Consider the following 26,347-nt stretch of genomic DNA (forward strand, 5'->3'; position numbering starts at 1 on the left):
ATTCCTAGTTCCTAATTAACATGAAAACATTAATCAACATCGCAAGAATCATCGTAGGGGTCCTGTTCATCTTTTCGGGACTCGTAAAGGCAAACGATCCACTCGGGCTCAGTTACAAAATGCAGGAGTTTTTTGAGGTCTGGGGATGGAACGGTTTAAACAATTTCACACTTACATTGTCTGTATTAATGATCGTTTTCGAAATAGTGGCAGGCGTTGCTATTTTACTGGGTTGGCAGATGAAACTCTTTAGCTGGCTGTTGCTGCTGCTGATCATCTTTTTTACATTCCTCACAGGCTACGCTTTATTCTCAGGAAAAATACAAACCTGTGGATGTTTCGGCGATTGTATTCCGTTAACAGCACAACAATCTTTCATGAAGGATTTGTTCCTGCTGGTGTTGATCCTGCTGATATTTTTCAATTACAAAAAGATCAAACCAATATTTAGCCGCAAAGTAAGTATCGCTTTATTGCTGTTGTCACTTGGAGCAAGCTTTATATTCCAGTGGTATGTGTTGACTTATCTTCCGGTGAAAGATTGTTTGCCTTACCGTGTTGGTTATAATATCTCGGAGAAAATGAAAATTCCTGCAGGAGCAATTCCTGATAGCACTGTGATTTCTTTTGTCTACAATAAAGCAGGTAAAGACATTGAATTTACTGCAGATTCATTCCCTGCTGATTTCGATGACTCATTATATCATTTCGTAAAACGTTATGACAAAGTTGTTCGTAAAGGAAACGCAGCACCGGCCATTAAAGACTTTGTACTGATCACACCTTCGGGAAATGACACCACACAGGAGTTGCTGCATAGCCAGGGAAATATGTACCTGTTCTTTATTCACGATGAAGACAATGCCGCCAACTGGAAAGCTCAGCTTTTTGAAATTTACAAATTGGCGCAGCATAAAAATATTCCATTCTTTTTTGTCTCCGCACTGCCGGAAGAAAACATCAAAGCGTTAGTAGGCAAACCTATGCAGGATGTGCCTTTACTCAAATGCGATGCTGTAGCAGTTAAAACCGCGTGCCGCACAAATGCAGTATTGTATTCAATCAACAACGGAACAATTGTAAACAAATACAGTTACGCGAAGCTCGGAAAGGCTGTGGAGGGCATGCCTAAGTGACTGAATGACTGAGTAACTGAATAACTGAACGTTCTCGCGAAAATTGCATCGTCATTGCGAGCCACTGGGTAATTTGAGTGTTTGACTGTCATCTGCAAACATGCTTTAAAACAAACGTGGCGAAGCAATCTCGGTCATCTATTAATGAGATTACTTCGCCCGTCCTTGAGTATTCAATTTTGTTTTTTGTATTCGAGTATTCTTTCTCCGCCGGCCTCGCAATGACGGTGCGGTTTTCACTCAGTTATTCAGTCATTCAGTCATTCAGTCATTCAGTTCCCAGTTCCACCGCGTACAAATTCCCATCCGCACTTCCCACGTAAAGTACATTGTTTACAATAACAGACGAAGAAACGATGGAACCGAGCGTGTACAATCTATTCATGGCTTCAACGCTGGTTTGATAGTACATCAGATCTTTCCCTTCTGCTGCATAGGAGAAATCGAGATTGTTGTTTTTTAAAACTTTTTGTGCATTGGTTTTCCTGGTATCGAACGCAAAGACATCCAACTGTTTTCCACTTGCAATATCGATGGCAAATAACTGCCCCGTAAAATCGCCGAAATATGCGATTTTGTTAGCAATAGCAGACTTGTTATAAATATAGCCGTTTGCTTTAATGCGGTACAGTTCTTTTCCTGTTTGTTTATTGACGGCAATAAAACTGTACGAATCAGAGGTGGAGAAAAAAACAGCGTTATCTTTCAAATTAGCAGACGCAACTACCCATGAACCTCCCGCATTGAACTTCCATACCAATGTGCCTGTATTTGCATTTAAAGCGTAAAAGAAGGCATCTCTTGCGCCAAAGTAGATCAGACTGTCATCCGCAACTGGTGCGGCTTGGATGCCTTCCAGTATATGATAGGTTGGTTGTTCATTCGTTTTGAATTTCCATTTTACAGAACCATTGTTTGCATTAATTGCATACAGGTTAAAATCCCAACTGCCGATGTAAATAACGCCGTTGTGCAATAGCGGAGTGGCATGTATTGGTCCCTGTGTAGTTTGTTTCCAACTCATTGTTCCTTTCCTTGCACTCAGCGCATACACATTGCCGTCACTACTACCAAAACAAACATTTCCGTTTACACTGTCAATTGCCGGCGATGAAAGAAAAAAATCGAAAGGATCGTCCATATACAAGCTGTTAGGCTTCATTGTCCATAACCCTTTTGCACCAATGTGTTTTTCTCCGCCCGTTTGAAACTTCCAGGCTGCGCGGCCATTCTCAGCATTCAAGGCGTAATAGTAACCATCATAACTGCCGAAGAATACGGTATTGTTAAACACAGTGGCAGAAGAGTTGATCTTACCTTTAGCGTTGAATTTCCACTTCAGTTTGCCGCTGCTCTGATCAATAGCGTAGAGGCTACTATCTTCACTTCCAATATAAACGATGCCATTTGCAATCGCAGGCGTTGAAAATATTTTACCTCTTGTTTGAAACTGCCATTTGATGGCTTTGAACACCTGCACAGTGTCGCGATTTTCCGGCTTTGGGAAGCGGATTGTATTGGCAGCGATTGCTGATGTAAAAAAATGTACAAAAATTATGATTAGGAGTAGAGGAAGCATTTTTTTCATCAATAATATTTCTTTAAAAAATTGGTCGAACTAGTAAAAAATAAACAATATAACTACTTTAGTGCGCCGCTGCAACAAGACCGTCCCACTTCCCTCTTTTCGCTAAACCAAATAGATTAACCATTGTTAACGTATAAAACGAGTTTCTATGAGCGAAAATCTTTTATCATTGATCGGAAAAGAAAATGAAAGTTTACTGTCCCATGTATGCAAAACAATTCCAAAGGAACAATTGCATCTCCCCTCGCCGGATTTTGTAGATAATGTATTTTCTATATCGAATCGCAATCCGCAGGTGTTGCGCAATCTCCAGTCGATGTACGGCCATGGCCGTTTGGCAAACACCGGCTATGTTTCTATACTTCCGGTTGACCAGGGCATAGAACACAGTGCTGGCGCATCATTTGCCGCCAATCCAATGTATTTTGATCCTGAGAACATTGTAAAATTGGCGATTGAAGGTGGCTGCAATGCAGTTGCAACAACCATTGGAGCGCTCGGTATTGTGTCCAGAAAATACGCCCACAAAATTCCGTTTATTGTAAAGCTCAATCATAATGAATTGCTGAGTTATCCCAACAAAGCCGAGCAGATCATGTTCGGTTCAGTGAAAGATGCGTGGAACCTTGGCGCAGCAGCCGTTGGAGCAACGGTTTACTTCGGCTCTGATGATGCGACTCGCGAAATTGTGGAAGTTGCAAAAGTTTTTGAACAAGCGCATGAACTCGGAATGGCAACCATTCTCTGGTGCTATTTGCGTAACAATGCTTTTAAAAAAGACGGTGTGGATTATCACGTATCGGCAGATTTAACGGGCCAGGCGAATCATATTGGAACCACTATCCAGGCTGATATCATCAAACAAAAATTACCGGAAAACAATGGCGGTTATAAGGTATTGAACACAGGCAACAGCTCATACGGTAAATTGGACGAACGCATTTATACTGAATTAACTTCCGATAATCCGATCGACCTTTGCCGTTACCAGGTGATCAACTGTTATAACGGACGTGCTGGCCTGATCAACTCCGGCGGTGCATCTTCCGGAGCAAGCGATAAAAAGCAGGCAGTGCTTACAGCGATCATCAATAAACGTGCAGGGGGCACCGGTTTGATATCCGGCAGAAAAGCATTTCAACGGCCATTCAATGAAGGAGTAGAAATGCTAAATGCCATACAGGACGTGTATTTGGATAAGACTGTTACCATTGCGTAACTGAATAACTGAATAACTGAAGAGTGCGGCATCGTCATTGCGAGACCTGCGGAGGAAGAACATTCGAAATACAAAAACAATATTGCAAACTTAACAAGTGGTCGAAGCAATCCGGCTGTTCCGCGGGAGATTGCTTCGACCGCAACCTGCTCGGCCTGTTTTAGTTTATCATCCAAATGTTCATCCTCCGCAGGTCTAGCAATGACGATGCGGTTTTCGCGAAGGAGGCTCAGTTATTCAGTCATTCAGTTATTCAATTATTGCCCTAATGGTTTCCATTTATTGCACAATTTTTCCATATAACCGTTATTGTGCTTGATTTTCATCAAAAAAATTATAATCTTGTAACTCTTGATGAAAAAGGGAGTGCCATTTGTGCAAAACATGCAGGACTCTCCTATATTTGTCTTTTAACCATTAAAATCTCAAACAATGAACAAAGCTGATTTGATCGACAAACTAGCGTCAGACGCAGGTATTAGCAAAAAAGAAGCAGGTGCAGTAATCGATTCTTTTACTGATGCAGTTACTAAAACTTTGAAAAAAGGTGACAAAGTTACCCTTGTAGGTTTTGGTACTTTCTCTGTTTCTAAACGTGCAGCACGCACTGGTAGAAACCCTCAAACGGGGGCTACAATTAAGATCAAAGCAAAGAAAGTAGCGAAATTTAAAGCTGGTAAAGAGTTGTCTGAGAAAATATAAATTAAGTTGCTTGAAAATAAAGGAGGCCCAAAAGGTCTCCTTTATTTTTTGCCCCCAATCGAGGAATCAGAAATTCAATGTCGTTTAGTTAAGCAACTTTTCAATTACTTGATTGCTATGTCCAGGAAAGAAAGACTGCTTGTCATCCCGACGAAGGAGGGATCTGTGTGATTGTTTACCATAGTGTTCGTCAGTGTTAGGCCCAGATCCCTCGTTCCTCGGGATGACAAACGTTGATCTGACGCAATTTCTAATTCCTAATTAATTCTCCTGTATATTTCCTCAATCACCCTATCCACCCCCAGTGAATCAATCTTCTCAATGCCGCGCTGGATAAGGGTATCGTTGTTTATAGAGAGTGTGAAATGAAAGTCGTTGTTTTCGCAGCCCCTGGCATTGCAGTACTCAAGATGTTCTGAATAATTTTCGCCTTCAAGTTTGTAGGAGCCACTGCCAGCACCGAATACAGCGGTTGAATCTTTTCCACGGGAATGGTCATGTTTGAAAAATGCAAAATGACTTTGGTTGAATATCTTGACCACCTGCTGATTTTTTATGGGAAATGTAACGACAGTGTCTTGTTTTGTGATGGATAAAGCAGAGACCAATTGCCACGTACCATCTAGTGATTTTTGTTCGGTTGGTTTGTTAGTTGGCGGCTTGCAGTAAAACAGTAAAGCGCTGCAAAGAAGCGCCACAGCTAAAGAATACTTCATAATAACATTAAAGTGTATCATGTAGAGTGTCATGGGTTTTCATTTTGTAATGATTTTCTGTGTTAGACACGAATCCTTACCACTAAGGTACTAAGGACGCTAAGCCTCACTAAGGAGTATTTTGAATTTAGGCATCTCTTAGGTCCTTAGTGGTGAAAAATAGGTTCAACGTTCAGTGTGCCTCAACGGTAACGTAAGCTCATTAAAGCCACTCAAAGGCTCTTCGCACAACGAACAGCAATAAGTATCGGGAAGATCGGCAAACGAAGTGCCAGCCGGTACTCCCTGCATTTCGTCGCCAGTTTCAGGATCGTATATGGTCAAGCATTTACCGCATTGATGCGCTTTCTGTTCAACCGGCATTGCAGGTTGCAAAATCAGTGCAGACTGATGACTCTGTAAAACATTCACGGCACTGGTTTTCTCGTAATACAGCTTACTCAGTGAAACAAGATAAACACCAAGATGATCTTTCTCTACATTCTCGCGGAACAGCACCAACTCGCCGGAGTTAGGATTAAAATCTTTCGTGTATAAAATATCATAACGCTCCAAAGACTTTAAACGACTTATATTTTTGATGTCACATTTTCTGATCACGACAGAACCAAACAAACCGGTCCTCGTTTTTACTTTGATGCTAAAACACAAACCATAGGTCCTCACATCCTCCTTATCAAAATAGCGGATTATGTGACGCTTCAAAATCAAAGCATCTTCACTGTTGTCCTCAACGATCCAGTTCAATTCATTGGCCGCGTGGCGCACGTTGATCCTGTATTTTCCTAGCACATAATCCCACAAGCTACGATGTGCCGCATCAATGTTTTTAATGATCACAGACTTCCAAGGTGTTGTATAAAACTGTCCCACTTTTGTTTCCATACAGATCGTGCAGAGGTCCTTCAAAAATGGAACAGAAAACTCCTCATCCCTTTTGTAAATGCCTAGCCAGTAATAGTTTCCCTGCTTGTTGAATCCTTCATAATAGGGCAAATGAAAGGAAGGCAATTGCAACTCTTTCTGCACGTTTCGTCCAATGTAATTTATCTGCTTCTTAACCATATTAAAAAGCTTTTGCCCATCACCGGTTTCAGAGATCATGGAAAATGCAGGATCCAATAATATCTTTTCTACAGCTTTTGTTACTGCGCCGATATCGTTTGTGTAAATTTCCTCCGGCCAGCAAAATAAAGTGTTTGTCCTGGGAAAACGAATGTGCAGAAACCAGTAGTGGCGCTGCGTTGTAGCGATCCAGTTAATGTTGCTCGTAAAAAAGGGAATAAAGGTTTGATTGTAATCGCAGATGCTCACTTTTAACTTATGCGTTGCATCCAGCATATTGAAAACATCTTTGTAAATACCTTCCGAAAGCCATGTGTCATTTATAAAAATATCTGCCGCAGGATAAGAGCTGGTAATATTTGGCGTTGCATCTTTCAACATCGAATAAGCAATCTTGTTTTTTTTGCAGGTGTCTGCAAATGTTTTATAATGCTTTACGGGAACGTCGATTATCAATTGCTGGCGCTGACCAAACTTCACTTCTTTCACTTGCGACAACTCAGCCACAGAAAGCACTTCAAACAAGTGCCCCGGCGAAATAATTCCCCCGGTAAAATTGACAATGATTGTTTCTGTTTTCTTCATGAAAAAGTTTTTAAGTGAGTCATTAACCGCAAAGAGCACAGAGGTGGCGCAAAGAGAACGAAGGAATCAAAATGATGAGGTACACATTTCAAATTGGAAGAAGAAAGACAAATCAAATTTCTCTTTCGTTTCCTTTGCGCCCCCTTTGCGGTTAAAAAAAGACGCGAAGTGCCTTACTATTTTTGTACAACCACTTCTAAAACTGGATTCACTTCTCTTTCTAAAATCGCTTGCACTTCTGGCCTGCAACTACCGCAGCCCTGCCCTGCACCTGTTGCCTGGCAAAGACTTCCGAGATCTTTGAATCCTTCTTTTATTTTATTGCAAATATTTCCTTCGCCCACGCTTCCACAAGAGCAAACCAATTTCCCTAACACCGGTTCTGCCTTTTTACCAGAACGCAACAACTGCAAACGCTTCTCGGACAATTCAATTTTGTTAGCGATCAAATCCTTAAATTCCAAAAACTCCGAGCGATCACCAATCAAAATTGCACCGATCAATCTGTCGTTGTGAATCACACATTTCTTGTAATATCGTTTTGCTTTGTCAATGAACACGACCTCTTCATATGCCGGATCTTTCGGTGTTTCGACAATGCCAAGCGAACAAATATCTGCACCATGCAACTTTAAAATATTCATAAAAAGCGAGCCTTTGTAATAGTTGGATATATCACCGCTCAAATGTTTCGCAACTATTTCAGCTTGCTGTTCTGCTGCGGCAGTGATTCCATATAAAACGCCTTTAAATTCTGCAATCTCGCCGATTGCATATACGGAAGGATCGTTTGTTTGCAAGTACTCATTTACCACAACGCCCCGCACACAGGTTAGCTCGCAAGCTTTTGCAAGTTCAATGTTTGGTGTGGTTCCAATACTCATCACAGCAGCCTGGCAGTCGATCGTACGACCACTTTTTAACTTTACACCTTCCAGATTTTTATTTCCAAGAAATCTTTCTATTTCATCGTTGAACAAAATATCAATCTTGCGATCCGCAAGTTCTTCCTGTAGCAAGCGGCTTCCGAGTTCATCCAACTGCCTGTCCATAAGCTTCGATGAACGTTGCATCAGAATCACTTCAAAGTTCATCTCAGTAAGCGATGCAGCCATCTCAATGCCCAGCAAGCCGCCGCCCACAACAATCACTTTGCCATTTGGGGGATCAATATGTTTTTTAAAATTGTCCGCGTCTACCCTGCTACGCATGGTGAAAATTCCTTTCAACGGAGGAGTATCGCGCAGTATGGCAGCGCGGCTTCCGGTTGCCATTAAAAGAATATCATAAGAGTGAAGCTTGCCATTGCTATCCGTTACTACTTTATTGGCACGATCAATATGAGTGATGCTTACACCCTGAAAATAATCAATATCATGTTCGATCACTTCTTCCGTTGTCATCTTCACCAATTGGTTCCATTTTTGTGTACCGCTTACATAGTCAGGCAACATTACGCGGTTGTAAAACGGCAAGTCTTCCTTACTGAAAACCTTTATTTCATCAGTGTTGTTCACGGCACGATAGCTTCTCACAAAGCCATGCGCACCTGCACCAGCACCGATTACGATGATCTTTTGTTTTGGCTTCTTATATTTCTTTACCTCCACCGCAGAGAATTTAAAATCGGGTTGCAGCGAAGTAGGGTCAAGCAGATTATGTGTGAGATTATTGGCGCGATTCAAATCATTGTTGAGAATTTTACCCCAATGCATTGGCAGGAAAACAACACCACGCTTAATACTCGTTGTTAGTTTCGCTTTTACTCTTACGTTCCCGTTGCGATTGGTTATCTCAACAATATCATCTTCAGAAATATTTCTCTTAAATGCATCGTCAGGATGAATTTCTAAAAATGCGTTTGCAATGTGTTGTTTCAGTTTGTTTACTTTTCCCGTCTTGCTCATCGTGTGCCATTGATCGCGAATGCGGCCGGTAGTAAGGATCAGCGGCAGTTCAGGACTCACAGGTTCGGAAGTATTTTCATCATTCACGGCATGAATGATCGCTTTTTTTGAAGGGGTGTGAAACTGATGATCTGTAAACAAACGCTTTGTTCCCAGCTCTATATCGCCGTTGTATGGCCATTGTACAGTTCTGTTGCGTTTGATAATATCGTACGATAAAGCACTGATGTCAATGTTCGTACCTTTTGTTATCTGGCAATGTTCGTTGTAAATTTCTTCGAATGAATTGTAATCAAAACCGTGGTAGCCCATTTTTTGCGCGAAGCGGCAAATGATCTCTGCATCCGGCAACGCTTCACCCGGCGGCATTACAAGCTTTGATAAATAACTGATGCGACGCTCTGCGTTCGTCATCGTACCTTCTTTTTCTGTCCATGCCGCAGCAGGCAAGATCACGTCCGCATACTGAATGGTTTCTGGTTTGAACGAAATTTCCTGCACCACTACAAACTTTGCTTTCTTCAACGCAGCTTCGGCTCTGCGGACATCAGGCAAGCTCAGCAATGGATTGGTACACATGATCCAAATTGCTTTCAACTTTCCTGACTCCAACGCTTCAAACATTTCCGTTGCAGTCAATCCACGTTTGTCTGATATTTTTTTACCGCCCCAAAATTCCTCTACTTCTTTTCTGTGCAGAGGATTGGCAAGATCGCGGTGTGCAGGCAGAATATTGGCCAATCCGCCTACTTCGCGACCGCCCATCGCATTTGGCTGGCCAGTCAATGAAAGCGGGCCGCTGCCTGGTTTTCCTATTTTTCCGGTAATTAAATTTAGGTTGATAAGGCTTAAGTTTTTATCAACGCCAATCACACTTTGATTCAATCCCATCGTCCACATGGTGATGAAGCTTTTTGATGCGCCGATGTAGGCCGCTGCTTTTCGAATATCTTCTGCAGGAACACCGCAAATAATAGCCGCTTCTTCCACGCTGCGCTCCATTACTTTCGCCGCATACTTTTCAAAACCTTCTGTGTGATTGTGCACGAACGAAGCATCGATATCACCTTGTTCGATTAACACTCTTCCAATGGCGTGATGCAACACGATATCTGTACCCGGATTCAATTGCAAATGCAAATTTGCGAGTGAACATGTTTGCGTTACACGAGGATCACTTACAATGATGACAAGATTAGGATTGGCAGCCTTTGCGGCTTCTACTCTTCTCCACAATATAGGATGGCACCATGCAGGATTTGCACCCGCAACGAAAATGCAATCCGTTAATTCAATATCATCATAACAAACAGGAACTGAATCTTCGCCCAATGATTTTTTGTAAGCAGCTACAGCGCTACTCATGCAAAGTCTTGAATTCGTGTCAATGTTATTGCTGCCAATAAACCCTTTAATCAGTTTATTTACAACATAGTACTCTTCTGTTAAGCATTGTCCGGAAGCATAAAATGCTACAGCTTCCGGGCCGAATTTTTCTATGATCGTAGAAAATACTGCAGCTGTTCTTTCTAATGCCTGATCCCATGAAACACGTTGCCTTGGAAGGTTTTTGTTATAGCGCATTTCAGGATATAACAACCTGTCGGACGTATCCATCACGGTGTAATGCAGGTTCATGCCTTTTGAACAAAGCATGCCCTTATTCACCGGATGGTCCTTATCCCCTTCTACATGCAGCTTTCCGTCGCGGTTTTTATGAACGATAATTCCGCAACCTACTCCGCAGTAGCAACAAGTTGTTTTAATAGATTCTGTCATGTTATTTTTTTGGCACACAGATGACACGGATTTAACTGATTTACACTGATCTTTTAATTGAATAACTGAGTGACTGAATAACTGAATTGTCGAATATTTTAAGTTTTCGATAAATAGTTTACTACTCGAAAAAAATCCGTGTAAATCAGTTAAATCCGTGTCATCTGTGTGCTATATTCTACGCCGTTTCCAGCGCTACTTCAAGTTTGCCTACTTCAACCTCTTCTTCTTTCTTCCTGAATCTTGTACACAATATCACAATCGATGTGGCCATTACGATAAAGCCGATGTAAGTGAACGCATCTATGTAAGTGATCGTTTTTGATTTGAATAAGAACCCGAACATCATTCCTCCAAGATTTCCACCTGCACCTACGATGCCGCTGATCAAACCGACATTTTTTTCATTGATGAAAGGAACAATGCCATAAGTCGCACCGTTGGCCATTTTCAGGAACAGTGCAAATGTGAGCATCGAAGCGATCGCTACAATCAAAGTACCTGCCTGTGCAAACAATATCAAACCAATTCCTTCCAGCAACAATACAAACGCAAGCAACAATCCTTTGCCGCGCATGCCATATTTGGCGCCGGTTTTATCAGATACGATACCGCCCAATGCTCTCGCGAAAAGATTCATGAATCCAAAAATGCCCGCCCAAAAACCGGCTGAACTTTGTGATAGTTTGAAAGTGTCAACAAAGTGAAGCGACGCCACGTTATCAAAAGTAATTTCCATTCCAAAACACATAGCATAAGCAATAGTCAACGCCCATATTCTCCAGTCTTTCAAAACGGAATAATCTGTTTTTCCTTTTGACACATTGTACCCTATTTCATCGAAGTTGCCGTTAGGTGTGTCTTTCGTGAATTTGTAATAGAGAAATGCAGCGACCAACATCATAACTCCTGGCAGTATCATTGCATATCTCCACGCTTCGCCTTTTGTATAGCCCATACCAACAATGGCGGCGAAGATCAATGGCATTACCATGTTTGTTACGCCGCCACCAAGATTGCCCCAACCACCGGCAACTGCATTGGCAGTTCCTTTTATTTTTGGTGCAAACATCATGGAAGTGTGAAACTGAGTGATCACAAATGAAGAGCCTATAACACCTATGGCTAATCGAAATAATAAAAACGTAGTGTAGTCATGTGCCAGTCCTACCAGGAACACCGGCAATGAACCCACCAAAAGCAATCTGATGGCTGCTTTTCGAGGTCCCCATATATCACACAATTTGCCAATGATCAACCTTGCGATTATCGTAGATGAAACAGAGGCGATGATAATATTTCCAACCTGTGATTTTGTCAAACCAAGATCTTCACGAATCGTAGGCATTAAAGGCGCAAGACCGAACCATCCGAAAAAACAGACAAAGAACGTGAACCACGTAATGTGGAAGCTGCGCATTTGCACCGACTTAATGCTGAATATGTTGAGTTTCTCTAAAGGCTTGTTATCAATTGTGGGCTGCATAATTAGTAGTTTGAAAAGTGTTTGTAAAACACATGGAAGCAATCGTGCATGGCAGGCAATCGGAAACGAAGAGCAATTACTTAAGAATGAAGTCCGGTTTAATATTGATCATCAGGTACGCCCAGTTGCTGTTGCTTTTGGCATTCGCAACATTCTTTACAGTTTCTGAAACCAGTGAAGCGGTGCTCCAGTAATGACTATAGCCGGCTTCAAAGGAAATCACTTTGGTTAGATTGTAGGTGGCTACAAGATCTGCTTCCGTTCCAAAATTTCTGCTGTAAGAAACATTGTTGGAAGAAGAAACGTCAGAGGCACTAAGAAACTGGTGAACATCGGCGGCAAGCAATAGTTTGCCAGTGGCTTTGAGTTTTGATTTAATATAAAAGTCCTGCAAGCCATGACCGCCAAATCCGCTTGCTGCATAATAATAATCCATCAACCCCCAGAATTTATGCGGTGTTCCGTATAACGGATCAAACGCTTTACTCGTGCTGCCGGATGTCCCACCAGTAGTGTAATCCAAACCAGGTCCTATAGAAAAAGTCTTAGTTAATGCAAACATCGCATTGGCTGTAAGCAAGCCTGCGCTTAGCTTTTGGCCAACTGCATTTTTACCGCCCTGATAATATGCCGATGCGGTAAGTGTTGTTTTGTTAAATGTATTGGTGAAAAACAAACCGGTTGTAAACCTTGTCCACGCGCCTGTCTCCCATGTTTTCACACTATTGTCTGAATGATATTTGCTGAACTGGTCTGATAGGAACAGGAACGATGCATTTCCTTTTTCAAACTTTTTTCCTGCATAGAAAAATTCCATGCTCTTGTACATCGCACCACCATTGGTGTTTGCAGGATAATTGCCTGGAGGTGTAGGATTGTAAATAGTTCCTGATGACAATTCTTTGTTCTGATTGAAAGCACCACCGAGGTGCAACATCCAACTGTTGGCTTCATATTTTAGGAGGGCTGCATCATGCCGACGGCCTTGTTGCAGCCAGTCAAGATTGCCCAATAATCGTGAGTCATCATATACAAGTTCTTGTCTACCCAATTTTATACTGAACGTTTTGTTTTTCAATGTTGTATCTGTAAGCATTACTTCCGCCCAAGCTTCATGTACCATCAGGCCGTTGTTATCCTGAGTAGTGGTGCGGTTCAATGTAGAAGCATCCTGTCCCCACACACGAACATCCTGCACGGAAAGGCCCACTTTAAAACGGTAGCCCGTGAAACCGGCATTCAATCGTGTTCTCTGAGAAATAAAACTTGCGGGCTTTGCGCCTTCCGGCAACGGTGCCCCTTGTCCATCCCGCAGTTCTGCGCGGGTTCTCAATTGTGCGCCGAGGGATAATTGCGCGAGGCTTTTGAAAGGAGAATGCAAAGCCAGTGACACCACGGAAAATATCCCTGCGCGGAATAAATTTTTCATGTTAATTTTGGTTTGGTTTTAATTGACGCTATCAGTTAAGATCGAGAAGCCTGGTTAGAGTGCAATCTGCCGGGCTTCGCTTTTACCCTTCGACAAGCTCAGGGTGACAGTGTTAAATGTTTGTCAGGCTGAGCTTGTCGAAGCCTCCATAGAAGCCTATATACACACGATCTTCTTCAATTTTTACAGGGTAGGTTTTGAGTGAGCATTCTGCTTCGTCGGACAAGCAGCGGCCATCTTCGAGTGAGAAAGTTTTTTTGTGGAAAGGACAAGCCACTTTGGGTTCGCCGTTCTGTGTGCCAATCATACCGCGGCTGAGTGCCATCTGGTGTTTGTGCGGACACATGTTCTGTGTTGCGTACCATTCTTCTCTTCTGGAAAAATGGAAAAGTGCGATTTGCTCTTCTTTATATTTTACGCAAACACCGCCGTTTAAAGGAACGTCATCAGTTTTACAGGCGAAGAACCAGTGGACTTCCGTGAGTGTTGTTGTTGAGGACATAGTATTGGTTTTATAAGTTGCTAATAAAATGTGCTAATTTGAAAATGTGGAAATTTGAAAATGAAACAGCCTGGCACGCTGCTAATTCCTAATTCCTTCCCTACCAGCCCGCGGCCTTCTTCTGATCACGCATCATTTCAAATTGAATGCTTGGATCTTTTTCTTCCGGTGCGTTTACGAAATGGTTGAAGCGTTTGCGCAATTCAGGATTGTCAACCACTTCTTTCCATTCGCATTTGTAGTTGTCAACCAGTGATTGCATTTCTGCCTCCAGTTCTGCATTAATGCCCAGACTGTCGTTGATCACGACATTGCGCAGATAATCCATACCGCCTTCCAGTTTGTTGAGCCATGTTGCAGTCCGGGTCAGCGGATCTGCAGTTTTGATGTAAAACATCAGAAAGCGGTCAATGTATTTGATGCATGTTTCGCTGTCGAGGTCAGCCGCCAGCAAAATTGCATGTTGTGGTTTTGATCCGCCATTGCCTCCCACATATAAATTCCAGCCTCGTTCTGTCGCGATGATCCCGAAGTCTTTCGACTGAGCCTCAGCACATTCGCGAATGCAACCCGAAACGGCTGATTTGATTTTGTGCGGAGCACGCAAACCTCTGTACCGTTCTTCAATTTGTATGGCAAAGCTTACACTGTCATGCAAACCAAAGCGACACCAGGTAGAGCCTACGCAACTTTTTACGGTACGCAATGCTTTGCCGTATGCATGACCGCTTTCAAAACCTGCAGCGATCAGTTCTTCCCATATGGCAGGCAAATCGCTTACATGTGCGCCAAACAAATCGATGCGTTGGCCGCCCGTTACTTTTGTATAGAGATTGTATTTTTTTGCCACCTCGCCTATCACGATCAATTTTTCAGGGGTGATTTCTCCGCCGGGAATTCTTGGCACTACTGAGTAGGTACCACCTTTTTGAATGTTTGCGAGATAGCGGTCATTTGAATCCTGCGCAGTGTCATTTCCTTTTACCAAAATCATTTCGTTCCACAAGCTCGCAAGGATAGAAGCCACAACAGGTTTACAAACTTCGCAACCATCGCCGTGGCCAAGTTCATCGAGCACGTCATCGTACGATTTTATTTTTTTGATCTTGATGAGATCATACAACTCCTGGCGTGAATAGTTGAAGTGTTCGCAAACCACATTGCGAATGTATTTGCCTTGTGATTTCAGGGTATAAGTAATAATGTCTTTTACCATTGGTGCACAACCTCCGCAACAGGTTGCCGCTTTGGTACATTTCTTAATGCTGTCGAATGTTTCATTACCCGCTTCCACTGCACTGCAAATGGCTCCTTTGGTAATTCCCTCGCAGCTACAAATAACCGCATCTGCCGGCAAACCCGCTACACCAACGCCTTGCGGAGCATCACCTCCTCTGCTGCCGAGTAAAATATCTTCAGGATTTTCTGGCAGGGCCACTTTGTTTTTAGTGGTTTGCAACAACATATTATATGCAGCAGCATCTCCTATCAATACACCGCCCAGGAGGTATTTTCCGTCAGTACTAATGTTGATGCGTTTGTACACACCTTTCATCGTGTCTTCAAAAACAACCGTGCGACAGTCCGCAGCGGGCACAAACGGATCGCCAAAACTTGCCACATCCACGCCGATCAGTTTGAGTTTGGTGCTCATGTCGAATCCTGCGAAAGCTTTCTCAGCCGCTGAAAGTGTTGCCACCACAACATCTGCCATTTCATAGCCCGGAGCAACGAGTCCATATATCATACCGTTGAACAAAGCGCATTCGCCGATAGCGAAAATCGTTTCATCCGTAGTTTGCATTTTTTCATTCACCACAATACCACCGCGTGGGCCGGTTTCCAAACCCGCAGCTTTAGCGAGTTCATCACGAGGTTTGATGCCTGCAGAGATTACAAGCATATCAACATCTATGGACGTACCGTCGGAAAACTGCATACCCGTAATGCTTTCATCGCCTGTAATGCAGCTTGTATTTTTATTGGTGAAGATGGTGAGACCAAGTGTCTCCAGTTTTGATTGCAATATTTTAGAACCGCTGTCATCAATCTGGCGTGGCATCAGCCTTGGAGCAAATTCAATTACATGCGTATCAGTTACGCCCAGATCGATCATTGCTTTTGCAGCTTCAAGCCCAAGAAGACCGCCGCCGATAACCGCACCACGTTTTGCTTTCGATGCGTGCGCCGTCATCATTTCAAGATCTTCTATTGTGCGGTAAAGGAAAACGCCTTTCTTGTCTACACCGGGAATTGGAGGAACAAACGCAGCTGAACCCGTGGCAAGCACCAGGTAGTCGTATTCAACTGTAAGGCCTTTGTGGGAAAGGATTGCTTTTTTTTCGCGATTGATCTCTTTAACCGGGTCGCCGGTGTGCAATATAATATTGTTATCGGCGTACCAGTTTGCCGGAGCCATTAAAAGATCATCGGCCGATTTGCCGGAAAAGAATTCGCTAAGATGAACACGGTCGTACGCCGGGCGAGGCTCTTCTCCGAACACCATAAGAGAATAAGTTCCCGGTTCGAATTTCGCTACCAGCTTTTCGCAGAATTTGTAGCCAACCATGCCATTTCCAATTACAACTACTTTCATGCAGCGTTATTTTTTTGGTTAGAATGGAAGGCAAACAATCGTCTTGGTCTACATATTACATTTTATTGCATGTAATATTTTTAATCATAAAACCTTATTGTTTGGCAATTATTTTATGATTTCTACTATAAATTTAGGTAATTTACTTTCATATTACAAACAGTAATCAGGTAAATTAAACACATAATTATTTTTATAATATATGAAAATGCCAAAACTAACGCTTGTAGGTGCGGGTCCGGGCGATCCAGAGCTTATCACTTTGAAGGCCGTCAAAGCTATTAAAAATGCCGATGTTATATTATATGATGCGTTGGCAAATAATGAACTTTTAGAATACGCCTCCCCTCACGCTATCAAGCAATTTGTGGGCAAACGTTACGGCTGCCACGCGTTATCGCAAAAAGAAATCAACGACCTTATTATTAGCAGTGCATTATCACATGGCAATGTGGTGCGATTAAAAGGCGGTGATCCTTTCGTATTTGGCCGTGCGCAGGAAGAAATAAACGCTGCAAGAGAACACGGCATTGAGGTGGAAGTGGTACCGGGTATATCAAGTGCGTTATCAGTGCCTGCTTCGCAAATGATCCCCCTCACCTGCCGCGGCATCAATGAAAGCTTTTGGGTAACGACAGGCACAACGCAATCAGGCAAAATCTCCGATGATATTGCTCTGGCGGCCAAGTCCTCTGCAACTGTTGTCATATTAATGGCCATGAGCAAGCTGGAAGAAATCATGGATATTTTTACTACAAACGGCAAGGCTGAGACGCCGGTTGCCATTATACAAAACGGTACGTTGCCCAATGAAAAGATCGTTATAGGCAAGGTAAAGGATATCGTGTACAGGGCGCAATATGCGGAGATCACAAACCCTGCTATTATTATGGTAGGCGAAGTGGTGACACTGCATTCGTCGTTCTTGAAGACTTTTGCAACAAAAGAGTTAGTTAGTGCGAAAAGTAGCAGTAACTGAATAACTGACTAACTGAATAATTGAAAGGAAGAATTTGAAATTAATACGGCTGGTTTTACAATTAATATTCAAAATCGTATAACTTAAAGGCAGGAATAATTTTAAAGCAAATGAAAAAAAGTAAACACGAGTGCGATGTTGAAAGTTGTTTTTTGTGCAGATTAAGTATGAAAGAATGGCTTCCGGCAGTAAAAGAACACAAGAAGAATTTCGAGTATAAGAAAGGCGAAGTAATTTTTAAAGAAGGTGATCCTGTAGTGGGTATTTATTTTATCTACAAGGGAAAAGTGAAAGTGCATAAGAAATGGGGCGAGGATAAAGAACTGATCATTCGTTTTGCCACCGGCGGCGGAATTTTCGGGCATCGCGGTTTGGGCAACGATACTGTTTATCCTATTTCTGCAACTGCTTTAGAAACCACTACTGTTTGTTTTATAGAAAAGGAATTCCTGCTCGCTTCGTTGAAAGTCAACCACGACCTGATGTTTAACCTGATGATGTTCTACGCGAACGAACTACAAGAATCGGAAAAGAATATGCGCAACATGGCACACATGTCAGTAAAGGGACGTGTGGCAAACGCGTTGCTTTCATTGCATAGTAAATTCGGAACTGATGAAGAAGGTTTTATTGACCTTGTATTGAGCAGGCAAGACATTGCATCCTATGCCGGCACCACCTATGAAACGGTGTTTAGAGTGTTGTCTGATTTTACGGAAGATAAGTTAATCAATGCATCGGGAAAAAGTATTGCGATTTTAGAGGTTGAAAAATTAAGAGCAGTGGTGAGCAGCGAGAGCGGTGTTTGAAGCAGCAATTAAGAATTAGGAATTAAGAATTAAGAATGCTTTGTGTGTAACAATCCTTGTGAGCCATCCTCATTTCCTCTGTGTACTCTGTGCCTCTGTGGCAAATTCAAAAACAAAAAGAATGATCTCTGTCGAAGAAGCCAAACAAATTATACATGATAACGTTCGGGCGCTAGCTTCCGTGAAACAGTCACTGATGGAAGCAACGGGGCTTGTAATAGGCACAAATATTTATTCACCCGTGGATGTTCCTTTCTTTGATCAATCTGCGATGGATGGTTATGCATTTCATTTTGATAGTTGGAAGCACACTTTGCTTCCCATTACCGGCGAAGTAGCCGCAGGTGCATCAGCAATTGAAACACTTACACAAGGCAATGCCGTTCGCATATTTACAGGCGCTCCGGTTCCTCCCGGCGCAGACACTGTTGTGATGCAGGAAAAAGTAGTTGCAGAAAATAAATTGCTCAACATTCAAGACGAGCTTTTACAAAAGGGAGCCAATGTTCGCTTGAAAGGCTCCGAAATTGCCAAGGGTTCATTGGCGCTAAAATCCGGTACGCGCCTCACTCCTGCTGCCATTGGCTTTGTAGCAAATATGGGTATTGCTGAAGTGGAAGTGTATGGAAAAATAACAGTCGCAATAATTGTTACAGGTAATGAATTGCAGAAGCCTGGCGCAGCGCTCAAATATGGACAGGTGTATGAATCAAATTCATTTGCATTGAAAGCTGCATTGCAGCAATTGCACATTCACAACGTGATTACTTTGTATGCAAGTGATGATATTGTTGACGTCATGAATGTTGTTGAACGAGCTTCCGCACAAGCTGACATTATTTTAATGACAGGCGGTGTAAGCGTTGGTGATTACGATTTTGTAACACAAGCGCTTGCAAACTTTGGCGTTGAAAAACTTTTTCATAAGATCAAACAAAAGCCAGGAAAGCCTTTGTTCTTTGGTAAGAAAGAGAACAAAATTTTCTTTGGATTGCCCGGAAACCCAGCGTCCGTGCTTACTTGTTTTTATGAGTACGTAACCTTGTCAATGTCAAAATTAACATCGACATTCGTGCCGCTAATGTCTACCAAAATAGTAGAATTAACGGAAGGTGTACAAAAAAAAGCTGGCCTTACATTTTTCCTGAAAGGAATTTGTACTGATAAAACGGTTGCTCCCTGCGGTGCGCAGGAGTCTTTCAGAATGTCATCTTTCGCAAAATCCAATTGTTTGATATGCCTTGCCGAAAATGAAACCGTCTATAAAAAAGGATCTTTAGTTGAAGTTCATTTGTTACCCATATAGTAAAACAAAGAAAAGAATGTCCGAAAGTCTTGTACTGGTATTTTACAGCTTACTATTCATCGTTGCTTTTTTATATGCTTCTGTTGGTCATGGCGGCGCCAGCGGCTATCTCGCTTTGATGGCAGTGTTTGGCTTCGCTCCCGCTGTTATGAAACCCACCGCATTGTTGCTGAACCTTTTCGTATCGATGGTTTCGTTCATTCAATTCTATCGGGGCGGGCACTTTAAGTGGCGATTGTTCTGGCCGTTCGCGCTGGCATCTATCCCCTTTTCGTACGTTGGTGGTTTGATGTCGGTAGACGGCACTTCCTACAAAAGAATTCTCGGTCTGTTATTGCTTATACCCGTTATTAGATTTACGTTTTTCAACAAGTTGCAAAAAACTGAAACAAGAGAAAACGGCATTGGCCTTTCATTGTTGATTGGCGGTGTTATCGGTTTGCTTTCAGGAATGATCGGCATTGGCGGAGGCATTATTTTGTCGCCCGTTCTGTTGTTGCTCAAATGGTCAGATCAAAAACAGGCTGCAGCTGTTAGCGCCATATTCATCTTTGTAAACTCTGTCTCCGGATTGATGGGACAACTTACAAAGGGCATTCAGTTTACACAGGACATGTACCTATATGTAGCCATCGCATTTGCGGGCGGACTTGCAGGCGCTTACATGGGTTCAAAGAAATTTGATCAAACAATTTTGCGCAGCATTTTGTCGTGTGCGCTGGCGATTGCGGCGTACAAGTTATTGTTTACAAAAGCGTAGAAAATCAATTAAAAATTAATAATTAAGAATTAAGAATGAGAACTCTGATTGTAGTACTTACTTTAATAGTGGCGACTTCGTCAATTGGTTTTGCACAGAAAAAAGCATTTGCGACTAGTGATAGTATTGTGGTGAAGGGAAATATAAAAGCACAGATGGTTATTACGCCGGCATCGCTTTCTGCCTATAAGAAAGTAACTTTGGGAAACGTAGTGATAAAGAACCATGAAGGCAAACCGAAAGATACATTGATGAATGTACGGGGTGTGTTGCTGAAGGACCTGCTGGCGAAGGCGGAGCTGGATGAGAGCGGCTTTAAACGGTTTAGCGAGTTTTGCATCGTTGTAAAGTGTACAGATGATTATACAGTAGTGTATTCATGGAATGAGTTATTTAATTCGCCCACCGGAGATGCTACTTACATTGTAACAGATAAAGATGGGCAGCAACTTTCGCAAATGAAGGATAAGATAGCGATCATTACACCAAGTGATTACAACACCGGACGACGTTTTACTAAATCGGTGTCTTCAATCGAGATTAAAAGAATTCAATAAAAACAAATGCATGAGGTTGTCAATTTTAGCATTCGGACAAGTAGCGGAAATTACGGGCAGTGCATTTTCGTTTGATCATGTATCGGATACTGATGCGCTTAAACTTTCATTGGAGAAGGCTTTCCCGGCACTGCAATATGTTCGCTATACAATGGCGGTTGATAAAACCACGATAACAGCCAACACGTTTTTAAAGGAAAATGCTGTGGTGGCGCTGCTGCCGCCATTTTCAGGGGGATAAACTGTAGAGACGCATTGCATGCGTCTCCCGCCGCACCAGAAACAAAGTTGCCAGAGGCAACAGAATAAGCCTCCGAAGCTGGATGCTTTGGAGAGCAATGCGCAACCGCCACACAGAGCCAGAACATTTTGATTTTTTAATTTTGACTTTTTACTTCTAATGAATCGATACGAACGTCAAACTGCACTAAAAGAACTTAGTGAGCAAGGGCAGCAAAAACTGTTGCAGGCAAAGGTATTGGTCATTGGTGCCGGAGGCCTGGGCTGTCCGGTATTACAGTATTTGACGGCGGCCGGTGTTGGGGAGATCGGTATTGCAGATGATGATGTTGTTGCCCTCAACAATTTGCATCGCCAGGTATTGTATAAAGAAAATCATATTGGCAAATTAAAAGTTGAAGTTGTTGCAGATGTTTTGCAGCAAATGAATTCCACTGTAAAAATCAATCACCACATTGCAAGACTGAATAACAAAAACATTTTGCCCATCATTCATTTGTATGATGTGGTAGTTGATGCGACAGACAATATTCCGACACGATACGTTGTTAATGACGCGTGTTACCTGCTCAGAAAACCCCTGATCTACGGAAGTATTTTAAGGTTTGAAGGACAGTTGGCTGTTTTCAATTACCACACAAACATTACCTGTAGGGACCTGTTTCCACAACAACCAAAAGAAAATGAGATTGCTGATTGCAACGAGGCCGGTGTTATCGGTGTGTTGCCGGGAATAATAGGAAGTTTGCAGGCAGCAGAAGCCATTAAGATAATCACAGGAATAGGTCAAGTTGCGGCTGGTAAATTGATTACTTACAATATGCTGCAGAACAGCCTGTATGAATTCAACATTTCAGCAAATCCACTGGCAGCTTCATTTTTACCTGACGATGAAAAAGCATTTGAGAATGCTGACTATGGCGAAGTTTGCGATGTATTTTCTGTACGGGAAATTGACGTCGCTTCTTTTGAAGAAATACGCAGTTTACCGGGCACCATTGTTGTAGATGTTCGTGAAGAATATGAGTTAAGTGAAACGCCGACAATTGAAAGCATACAAATGCCTTTCAGTGTTTTTGATGAAAATATAGAACTGCCGGCTGGCAAAACTATTGTCGTCATTTGCAAATCCGGACACAGAAGCAAAGCAGCAGCGGCGCTTCTTTCAAGGAAATACAAGAATGTTGTTAGCCTACAGGGAGGCTTCAATAACTGGCTCACGTTAAACAAAATGGACCATGCATAAACCCAAAGACATTTTTATTGAAGGCGCCATCCCTCCGGCTATGATCGCGGATAGCATTGCCAAGCATCAAACAAAAACAGAGATTGGCGCACACAGTATTTTCCTCGGTCAGGTGAGAAAAGACGTAATCAATGAGCAACAAGTTGCGGCGATTGAATACACGACATACAAAGACATGGCGCTGGAAAAAATGCATGAGATCCGTGAAGAAATTTTTGCAAAATATCCGCTTACCTGCATGCATATTTATCATAGCCTTGGCATTGTAAACGCAGGAGAAATATGTTTATTTGTGTTCACTTCTTCTGCTCATAGAAAAGAAGCCATCGATGCCTGTGAAGAAGTAGTGAACAGGATCAAAGCAGAATTACCGGTGTGGGGAAAAGAGATATTTGAAAACGAATCCTATCAATGGAAGCAAAATAAATAAGCATGGTAAACATCACGAACAAAGTTAACAGTCTTCGCAAAGCCATTGCACAAGCGGTTGTGAGCGTGTCGCAGCAGGAAACGATCGAGGCCATTAAGAACAGGCAGGTGCCTAAAGGTGATGTGTTTGAATTTTCCCGGGCCGCTGGTTTGCTGGCGATCAAAAAAACAAGCGACCTGATTCCCGACTGTCATCCTTTGCCTGTTGAGTTTGCAAACATTACCTACACAATCGACGGTTTCAATATCATCATCGAAGTAGAAGTACATACCATTTATAAAACCGGTGTGGAAGTAGAAGCTATGCACGGCGCGTCTCTCACGGCCTTAACGATGTACGACATGCTGAAACCGATTGATAAGGAAATCGAGATCAGCCATATAAAATTATTGAACAAGAAAGGCGGCAAATCAGATTATAGTGATCGCCTGAATAAACAATTGTTGTGTGCGGTAGTAGTCTGCTCAGACAGTGTTGCCGCACAGGAAAAGAAAGACAGTGCAGGCAAGGCCATTATGCAGATCCTTCAGCACCATGGTTTACAAACAAATTATTATGGCGTCATCCCTGATGAATTCTCATTGATCCAGGAAAAAGTTTTGCAATTAAGCGAAGAGAATTACAACCTTGTTCTCATCACCGGCGGCACGGGTTTATCGCCCCGCGACGTAACTCCCGAAGCCATTACTCCACTCCTCGACCGCGCCATTCCCGGCATTATGGAGGCGGCCCGCAGTTATGGTCAACAACGCACCCCTTATGCTATGCTTTCACGTGGCGTTGCAGGCTTCATTAAAAACACACTCGTCATAACGCTACCCGGCTCCACACGCGGTGCAGAAGAAACCATGCAGGCGCTGTTTCCCTATGTGCTGCATATTTTTAAAGTGGCGGAAGGCATGAGACATGACTAATTTGAAAATTTGAAAATGAGGAGAACGCAGATCGTCATGATTATGATGATCTTTTATAGGAGCTCTCTTTTTTATTACCACTAAGGTACTAAGGACACTAAGTTTCACCAAGAGATTCCTGAATTTAAAAAAATCCTTAGTGGCTCAGTGTCCTTAGTGTCTTAGTGGTAAAAAAATCCAGAAGACTAACGCAGCTACTTACTCCACAGCGTTCATTGTCTTAAAAGCTTCTGCCGGGGACGACAAAAACAATCTGTACAAATCTGCGGTTTGGCCGACATGAATTTCATAATCATCATTTTCAAGCGCCTCGAATAACTCATAAGAAACCTGTGATGGTGGAATGCCGTTTTCGCCGCCGATTTCTTGCGAAAATTCTGTATTGACCAAAGGTGGCATTAGTTCAAACACCTTGATGCCAGTGGCTCTTAAGGCGAATCTCAACGATTGAGTGTAAGAATGCAAAGCAGCCTTACTTGCTGCATAAGTTGACAAACGATGGCTAGGCGAAAATGCAACGATAGAAGAAACGTTTACAATGGTTGCATCTTTTTGTTTGCTTAAGAGCGTCAACAATTTTTCATTCAAACGAATAATAGAAAGATAGTTTGTAAGCATTTCATTCGATGCTTTTTCATAGGCGCCGGCATTTGCATCGAGTTTGTAATAAGAAGCATAACCGGCGTTGTTGATCACAACATTCAAGTTTGGAAAATTCTTTTCGATGTTGGAAACGAGCAGCTCGACATCTTTTTCGTTGCTCACGTCACTTACGATTCCTGTAGCTTGTTGTAATTTGGCCACGGCCTTATCGAGTCTTTCTTTGTTTCGTCCTGTGATGACTACATGATTTCCTTTTTGTACAAATGATCTGGCGATCTCAAAACCTATTCCGGCGCTGCCACCTGTAACGAGCACCGTATTTCCTGATGTTTTCATTTTATTATTGTTTTATTGTTTATATAAAATACCGATCGGTATGTTTTTGTTCAAAAAAATATCAAGTCAAATCATTAATCGCTTTTTCCACCGACTGCATAATGAGTTTTCTGTAGTTGAGTTTGCCCGTAAGTTTTGCGATCATTATCCCACCTTCGATCAGCGCTATCAAAGAGATAGCAGTTTGTTCCAACTGAACATCCGACCTGAATTCTTTATTGTCTATTCCTTTTTTGATCAGCTCCATAATCTTGCTTTTCCAGGAAGTGATTGCTTCGCTTGCTCTTTCACGAAGTTGAGGATGTGTGTCATCCGCCTCAATAGCGGTATTCAGGATCGGGCAACCACCATCCGGGAACGGTGCCTTAAAGAAGTTTTCGTAGAAGCTTGCATGTACAAGCAGTTTCTCTTTGTACGAAGAATGCTTATCCATTTCTGCCTTGAGGTAAGAAGATATTTTTTTGTAGTTGCAATCAAACGCCGCCAAAGCAACCTCGTCTTTGTTTTCAAAGTTGCCATAGATGCTTCCTTTCGTTAATCCCGTTGCTTCGGTAAGGTCCGAAATGGAAGTACCTGCGTAACCTTTTACGTTGAAAATAGGAGCTGTTTTCTCAACTATAAATTCTCTTGTTCTTTCCGCTTTGCTCATATCTGGGTGATTGCGGATGTAAAAGTATACCAGTTGGTATTATTTTCCAAAAAAATAATTGAATAACTGAATAACTGAAAGGTCGATTATCATTTTTGTACTTCGACCTTCAACCACTCAGTTATTCAGTTTATTCAATTATTGCTTCGCATAAAACACAATCGAAGCCTTTGCCAGCACGCTTGAATTAAGATAGAAGCCAACATACGGGGGAGGTGTATTTTTATCCAATTGCAATCTGTTGTTTAGCGCATACACCGTTACAAGATACTCGTGAGCCGCGCCCGGAGGCGGACAAGGGCCAACATAACCAGGCGCTCCTGTATCTGTATTACTTTGAATGGCTCCTGCCGGCATCAGATTTTTCGATACATCACCTGCGCCAGATTTAAGCTCTGTTACATTCGATGGAATATTAAATACCACCCAGTGCCAGAAACCGCTGCCGGTTGGCGCATCTTTATCATAAATGGTTACCGCGAAACTTTGTGTTCCCGCAGGTGGATTCTCCCATGAAAGCTGCGGTGAAATATTCTGTCCGTGGCAGTTAAAAGAATTCGCAAATTGTTTTTGCGTCGCTTGTCCGCCTACGTCGCTACTTTTTAAAGTGAAGGTTTGTGCAAAGGAAATCTTGCCCACTAAAAACAAGAGTGCAGCAATGGTGATTGTTCGTTTCATTTCAATGACTTTTGTCAAAAGTATAAAGGCAAAAGTAAAAAGTCAAAAATCAATGTGTTGTTAGTAATGCTGTTTGGTTTTATCCTAATGAAACCGTTGGCTAAAGCCCGCATTACAGTGGATTGAGTAC

23 protein-coding genes are annotated in these 26,347 nt (G+C 42.4%); 12 read left to right on the top strand and 11 right to left on the bottom strand.

The genetic code is table 11. The annotated features are described in order from the left end of the window. Positions 1-20: 20 nt before the first annotated feature. Complete coding sequence (locus QJ048_RS12130; protein WP_282334623.1) at positions 21-1,136, top strand: BT_3928 family protein; 1,116 nt, start codon at positions 21-23, stop codon at positions 1,134-1,136. Between the two features lie 268 nt (positions 1,137-1,404). Here the strand turns inward: QJ048_RS12130 and QJ048_RS12135 are convergent, their stop codons facing one another. Beyond that, positions 1,405-2,715, bottom strand: a complete 1,311-nt coding sequence (locus tag QJ048_RS12135; protein ID WP_282334624.1) for an outer membrane protein assembly factor BamB family protein — start codon at positions 2,713-2,715, stop codon at positions 1,405-1,407. A gap of 157 nt (positions 2,716-2,872) precedes the next feature. Here QJ048_RS12135 and QJ048_RS12140 point away from each other — a divergent pair, with 157 nt between their 5' ends. Further along, the gene (locus tag QJ048_RS12140) at positions 2,873-3,943 is read left to right on the top strand and encodes a class I fructose-bisphosphate aldolase (RefSeq protein WP_282334625.1); all 1,071 of its coding nucleotides are present in this window, start codon (positions 2,873-2,875) and stop codon (positions 3,941-3,943) included. Between the two features lie 432 nt (positions 3,944-4,375). Further along, positions 4,376-4,645, top strand: a complete 270-nt coding sequence (locus QJ048_RS12145; protein ID WP_217789138.1) for an HU family DNA-binding protein — start codon at positions 4,376-4,378, stop codon at positions 4,643-4,645. Positions 4,646-4,902: 257 nt separating this feature from the next. Here QJ048_RS12145 and QJ048_RS12150 read toward each other — a convergent pair whose 3' ends face one another. The 7 genes from QJ048_RS12150 to nirB form a co-directional block, all read right to left on the bottom strand. After that, a complete protein-coding gene (locus QJ048_RS12150) occupies positions 4,903-5,394 on the bottom strand; it encodes a hypothetical protein (protein WP_282334626.1) in 492 nt (163 codons plus the stop codon). A 132-nt stretch (positions 5,395-5,526) separates the two neighbouring features. After that, positions 5,527-7,011, bottom strand: coding sequence for a rubredoxin (locus QJ048_RS12155; protein ID WP_282334627.1), 1,485 nt, complete (start codon positions 7,009-7,011; stop codon positions 5,527-5,529). A 176-nt stretch (positions 7,012-7,187) separates the two neighbouring features. Further along, positions 7,188-10,697 (bottom strand): nitrate reductase, encoded by a 3,510-nt coding sequence (locus QJ048_RS12160; RefSeq protein WP_282334628.1) that lies wholly within the window; start codon positions 10,695-10,697, stop codon positions 7,188-7,190. Between the two features lie 178 nt (positions 10,698-10,875). Further along, positions 10,876-12,183, bottom strand: coding sequence for an MFS transporter (locus QJ048_RS12165; RefSeq protein ID WP_282334629.1), 1,308 nt, complete (start codon positions 12,181-12,183; stop codon positions 10,876-10,878). A gap of 76 nt (positions 12,184-12,259) precedes the next feature. After that, complete coding sequence (locus tag QJ048_RS12170) at positions 12,260-13,612, bottom strand: alginate export family protein (protein WP_282334630.1); 1,353 nt, start codon at positions 13,610-13,612, stop codon at positions 12,260-12,262. A gap of 112 nt (positions 13,613-13,724) precedes the next feature. Next, the gene (gene nirD / locus QJ048_RS12175; protein WP_282334631.1) at positions 13,725-14,114 is read right to left on the bottom strand and encodes a nitrite reductase small subunit NirD; all 390 of its coding nucleotides are present in this window, start codon (positions 14,112-14,114) and stop codon (positions 13,725-13,727) included. Between the two features lie 100 nt (positions 14,115-14,214). Then, positions 14,215-16,710, bottom strand: a complete 2,496-nt coding sequence (nirB, locus tag QJ048_RS12180) for a nitrite reductase large subunit NirB (protein WP_282334632.1) — start codon at positions 16,708-16,710, stop codon at positions 14,215-14,217. A gap of 208 nt (positions 16,711-16,918) precedes the next feature. Between nirB and cobA the strand changes: the two genes are divergently transcribed. The 9 genes from cobA to moaCB all read left to right on the top strand — a co-directional run bounded on the left by cobA (position 16,919) and on the right by moaCB (position 23,951). Beyond that, a complete protein-coding gene (gene cobA / locus QJ048_RS12185) occupies positions 16,919-17,689 on the top strand; it encodes a uroporphyrinogen-III C-methyltransferase (protein ID WP_282334633.1) in 771 nt (256 codons plus the stop codon). 110 nt (positions 17,690-17,799) lie between these two features. Next, positions 17,800-18,498, top strand: a complete 699-nt coding sequence (locus tag QJ048_RS12190; protein WP_282334634.1) for a Crp/Fnr family transcriptional regulator — start codon at positions 17,800-17,802, stop codon at positions 18,496-18,498. A gap of 121 nt (positions 18,499-18,619) precedes the next feature. Next, positions 18,620-19,804 carry a molybdopterin molybdotransferase MoeA gene (locus tag QJ048_RS12195; protein WP_282334635.1) on the top strand — a complete coding sequence of 395 codons (1,185 nt, stop codon included), beginning with the start codon at positions 18,620-18,622 and terminating at the stop codon, positions 19,802-19,804. A 16-nt stretch (positions 19,805-19,820) separates the two neighbouring features. After that, positions 19,821-20,564: a sulfite exporter TauE/SafE family protein gene (locus tag QJ048_RS12200; protein ID WP_282334636.1), complete on the top strand. Its 744-nt coding sequence runs from the start codon at positions 19,821-19,823 to the stop codon at positions 20,562-20,564. Between the two features lie 35 nt (positions 20,565-20,599). Next, positions 20,600-21,121 carry a molybdopterin-binding protein gene (locus QJ048_RS12205; protein WP_282334637.1) on the top strand — a complete coding sequence of 174 codons (522 nt, stop codon included), beginning with the start codon at positions 20,600-20,602 and terminating at the stop codon, positions 21,119-21,121. Positions 21,122-21,131: 10 nt separating this feature from the next. Continuing rightward, positions 21,132-21,362, top strand: coding sequence for a MoaD/ThiS family protein (locus QJ048_RS12210; protein WP_282334638.1), 231 nt, complete (start codon positions 21,132-21,134; stop codon positions 21,360-21,362). A gap of 159 nt (positions 21,363-21,521) precedes the next feature. Beyond that, complete coding sequence (moeB, locus tag QJ048_RS12215) at positions 21,522-22,607, top strand: HesA/MoeB/ThiF family protein (RefSeq protein ID WP_282334639.1); 1,086 nt, start codon at positions 21,522-21,524, stop codon at positions 22,605-22,607. Beyond that, positions 22,600-23,037 (top strand): molybdenum cofactor biosynthesis protein MoaE, encoded by a 438-nt coding sequence (locus QJ048_RS12220; protein ID WP_282334640.1) that lies wholly within the window; start codon positions 22,600-22,602, stop codon positions 23,035-23,037. Before moeB ends, QJ048_RS12220 begins: the two co-directional genes overlap by 8 nt. Positions 23,038-23,039: 2 nt before the next feature. Then, positions 23,040-23,951, top strand: a complete 912-nt coding sequence (gene moaCB / locus QJ048_RS12225) for a bifunctional molybdenum cofactor biosynthesis protein MoaC/MoaB (RefSeq protein WP_282334641.1) — start codon at positions 23,040-23,042, stop codon at positions 23,949-23,951. A 198-nt stretch (positions 23,952-24,149) separates the two neighbouring features. Here the strand turns inward: moaCB and QJ048_RS12230 are convergent, their stop codons facing one another. The 3 genes from QJ048_RS12230 to QJ048_RS12240 form a co-directional block, all read right to left on the bottom strand. Continuing rightward, positions 24,150-24,890, bottom strand: a complete 741-nt coding sequence (locus QJ048_RS12230; protein WP_282334642.1) for an SDR family oxidoreductase — start codon at positions 24,888-24,890, stop codon at positions 24,150-24,152. A 61-nt stretch (positions 24,891-24,951) separates the two neighbouring features. Next, positions 24,952-25,539: a TetR/AcrR family transcriptional regulator gene (locus tag QJ048_RS12235; RefSeq protein WP_282334643.1), complete on the bottom strand. Its 588-nt coding sequence runs from the start codon at positions 25,537-25,539 to the stop codon at positions 24,952-24,954. A 138-nt stretch (positions 25,540-25,677) separates the two neighbouring features. After that, positions 25,678-26,217, bottom strand: a complete 540-nt coding sequence (locus tag QJ048_RS12240) for a YbhB/YbcL family Raf kinase inhibitor-like protein (RefSeq protein ID WP_282334644.1) — start codon at positions 26,215-26,217, stop codon at positions 25,678-25,680. Positions 26,218-26,347 lie beyond the last annotated feature (130 nt).

The organism is Pinibacter soli (assembly GCF_029961145.1).
GTDB classification, from domain to species: Bacteria; Bacteroidota; Bacteroidia; order Chitinophagales; family Chitinophagaceae; genus Pinibacter; species Pinibacter soli.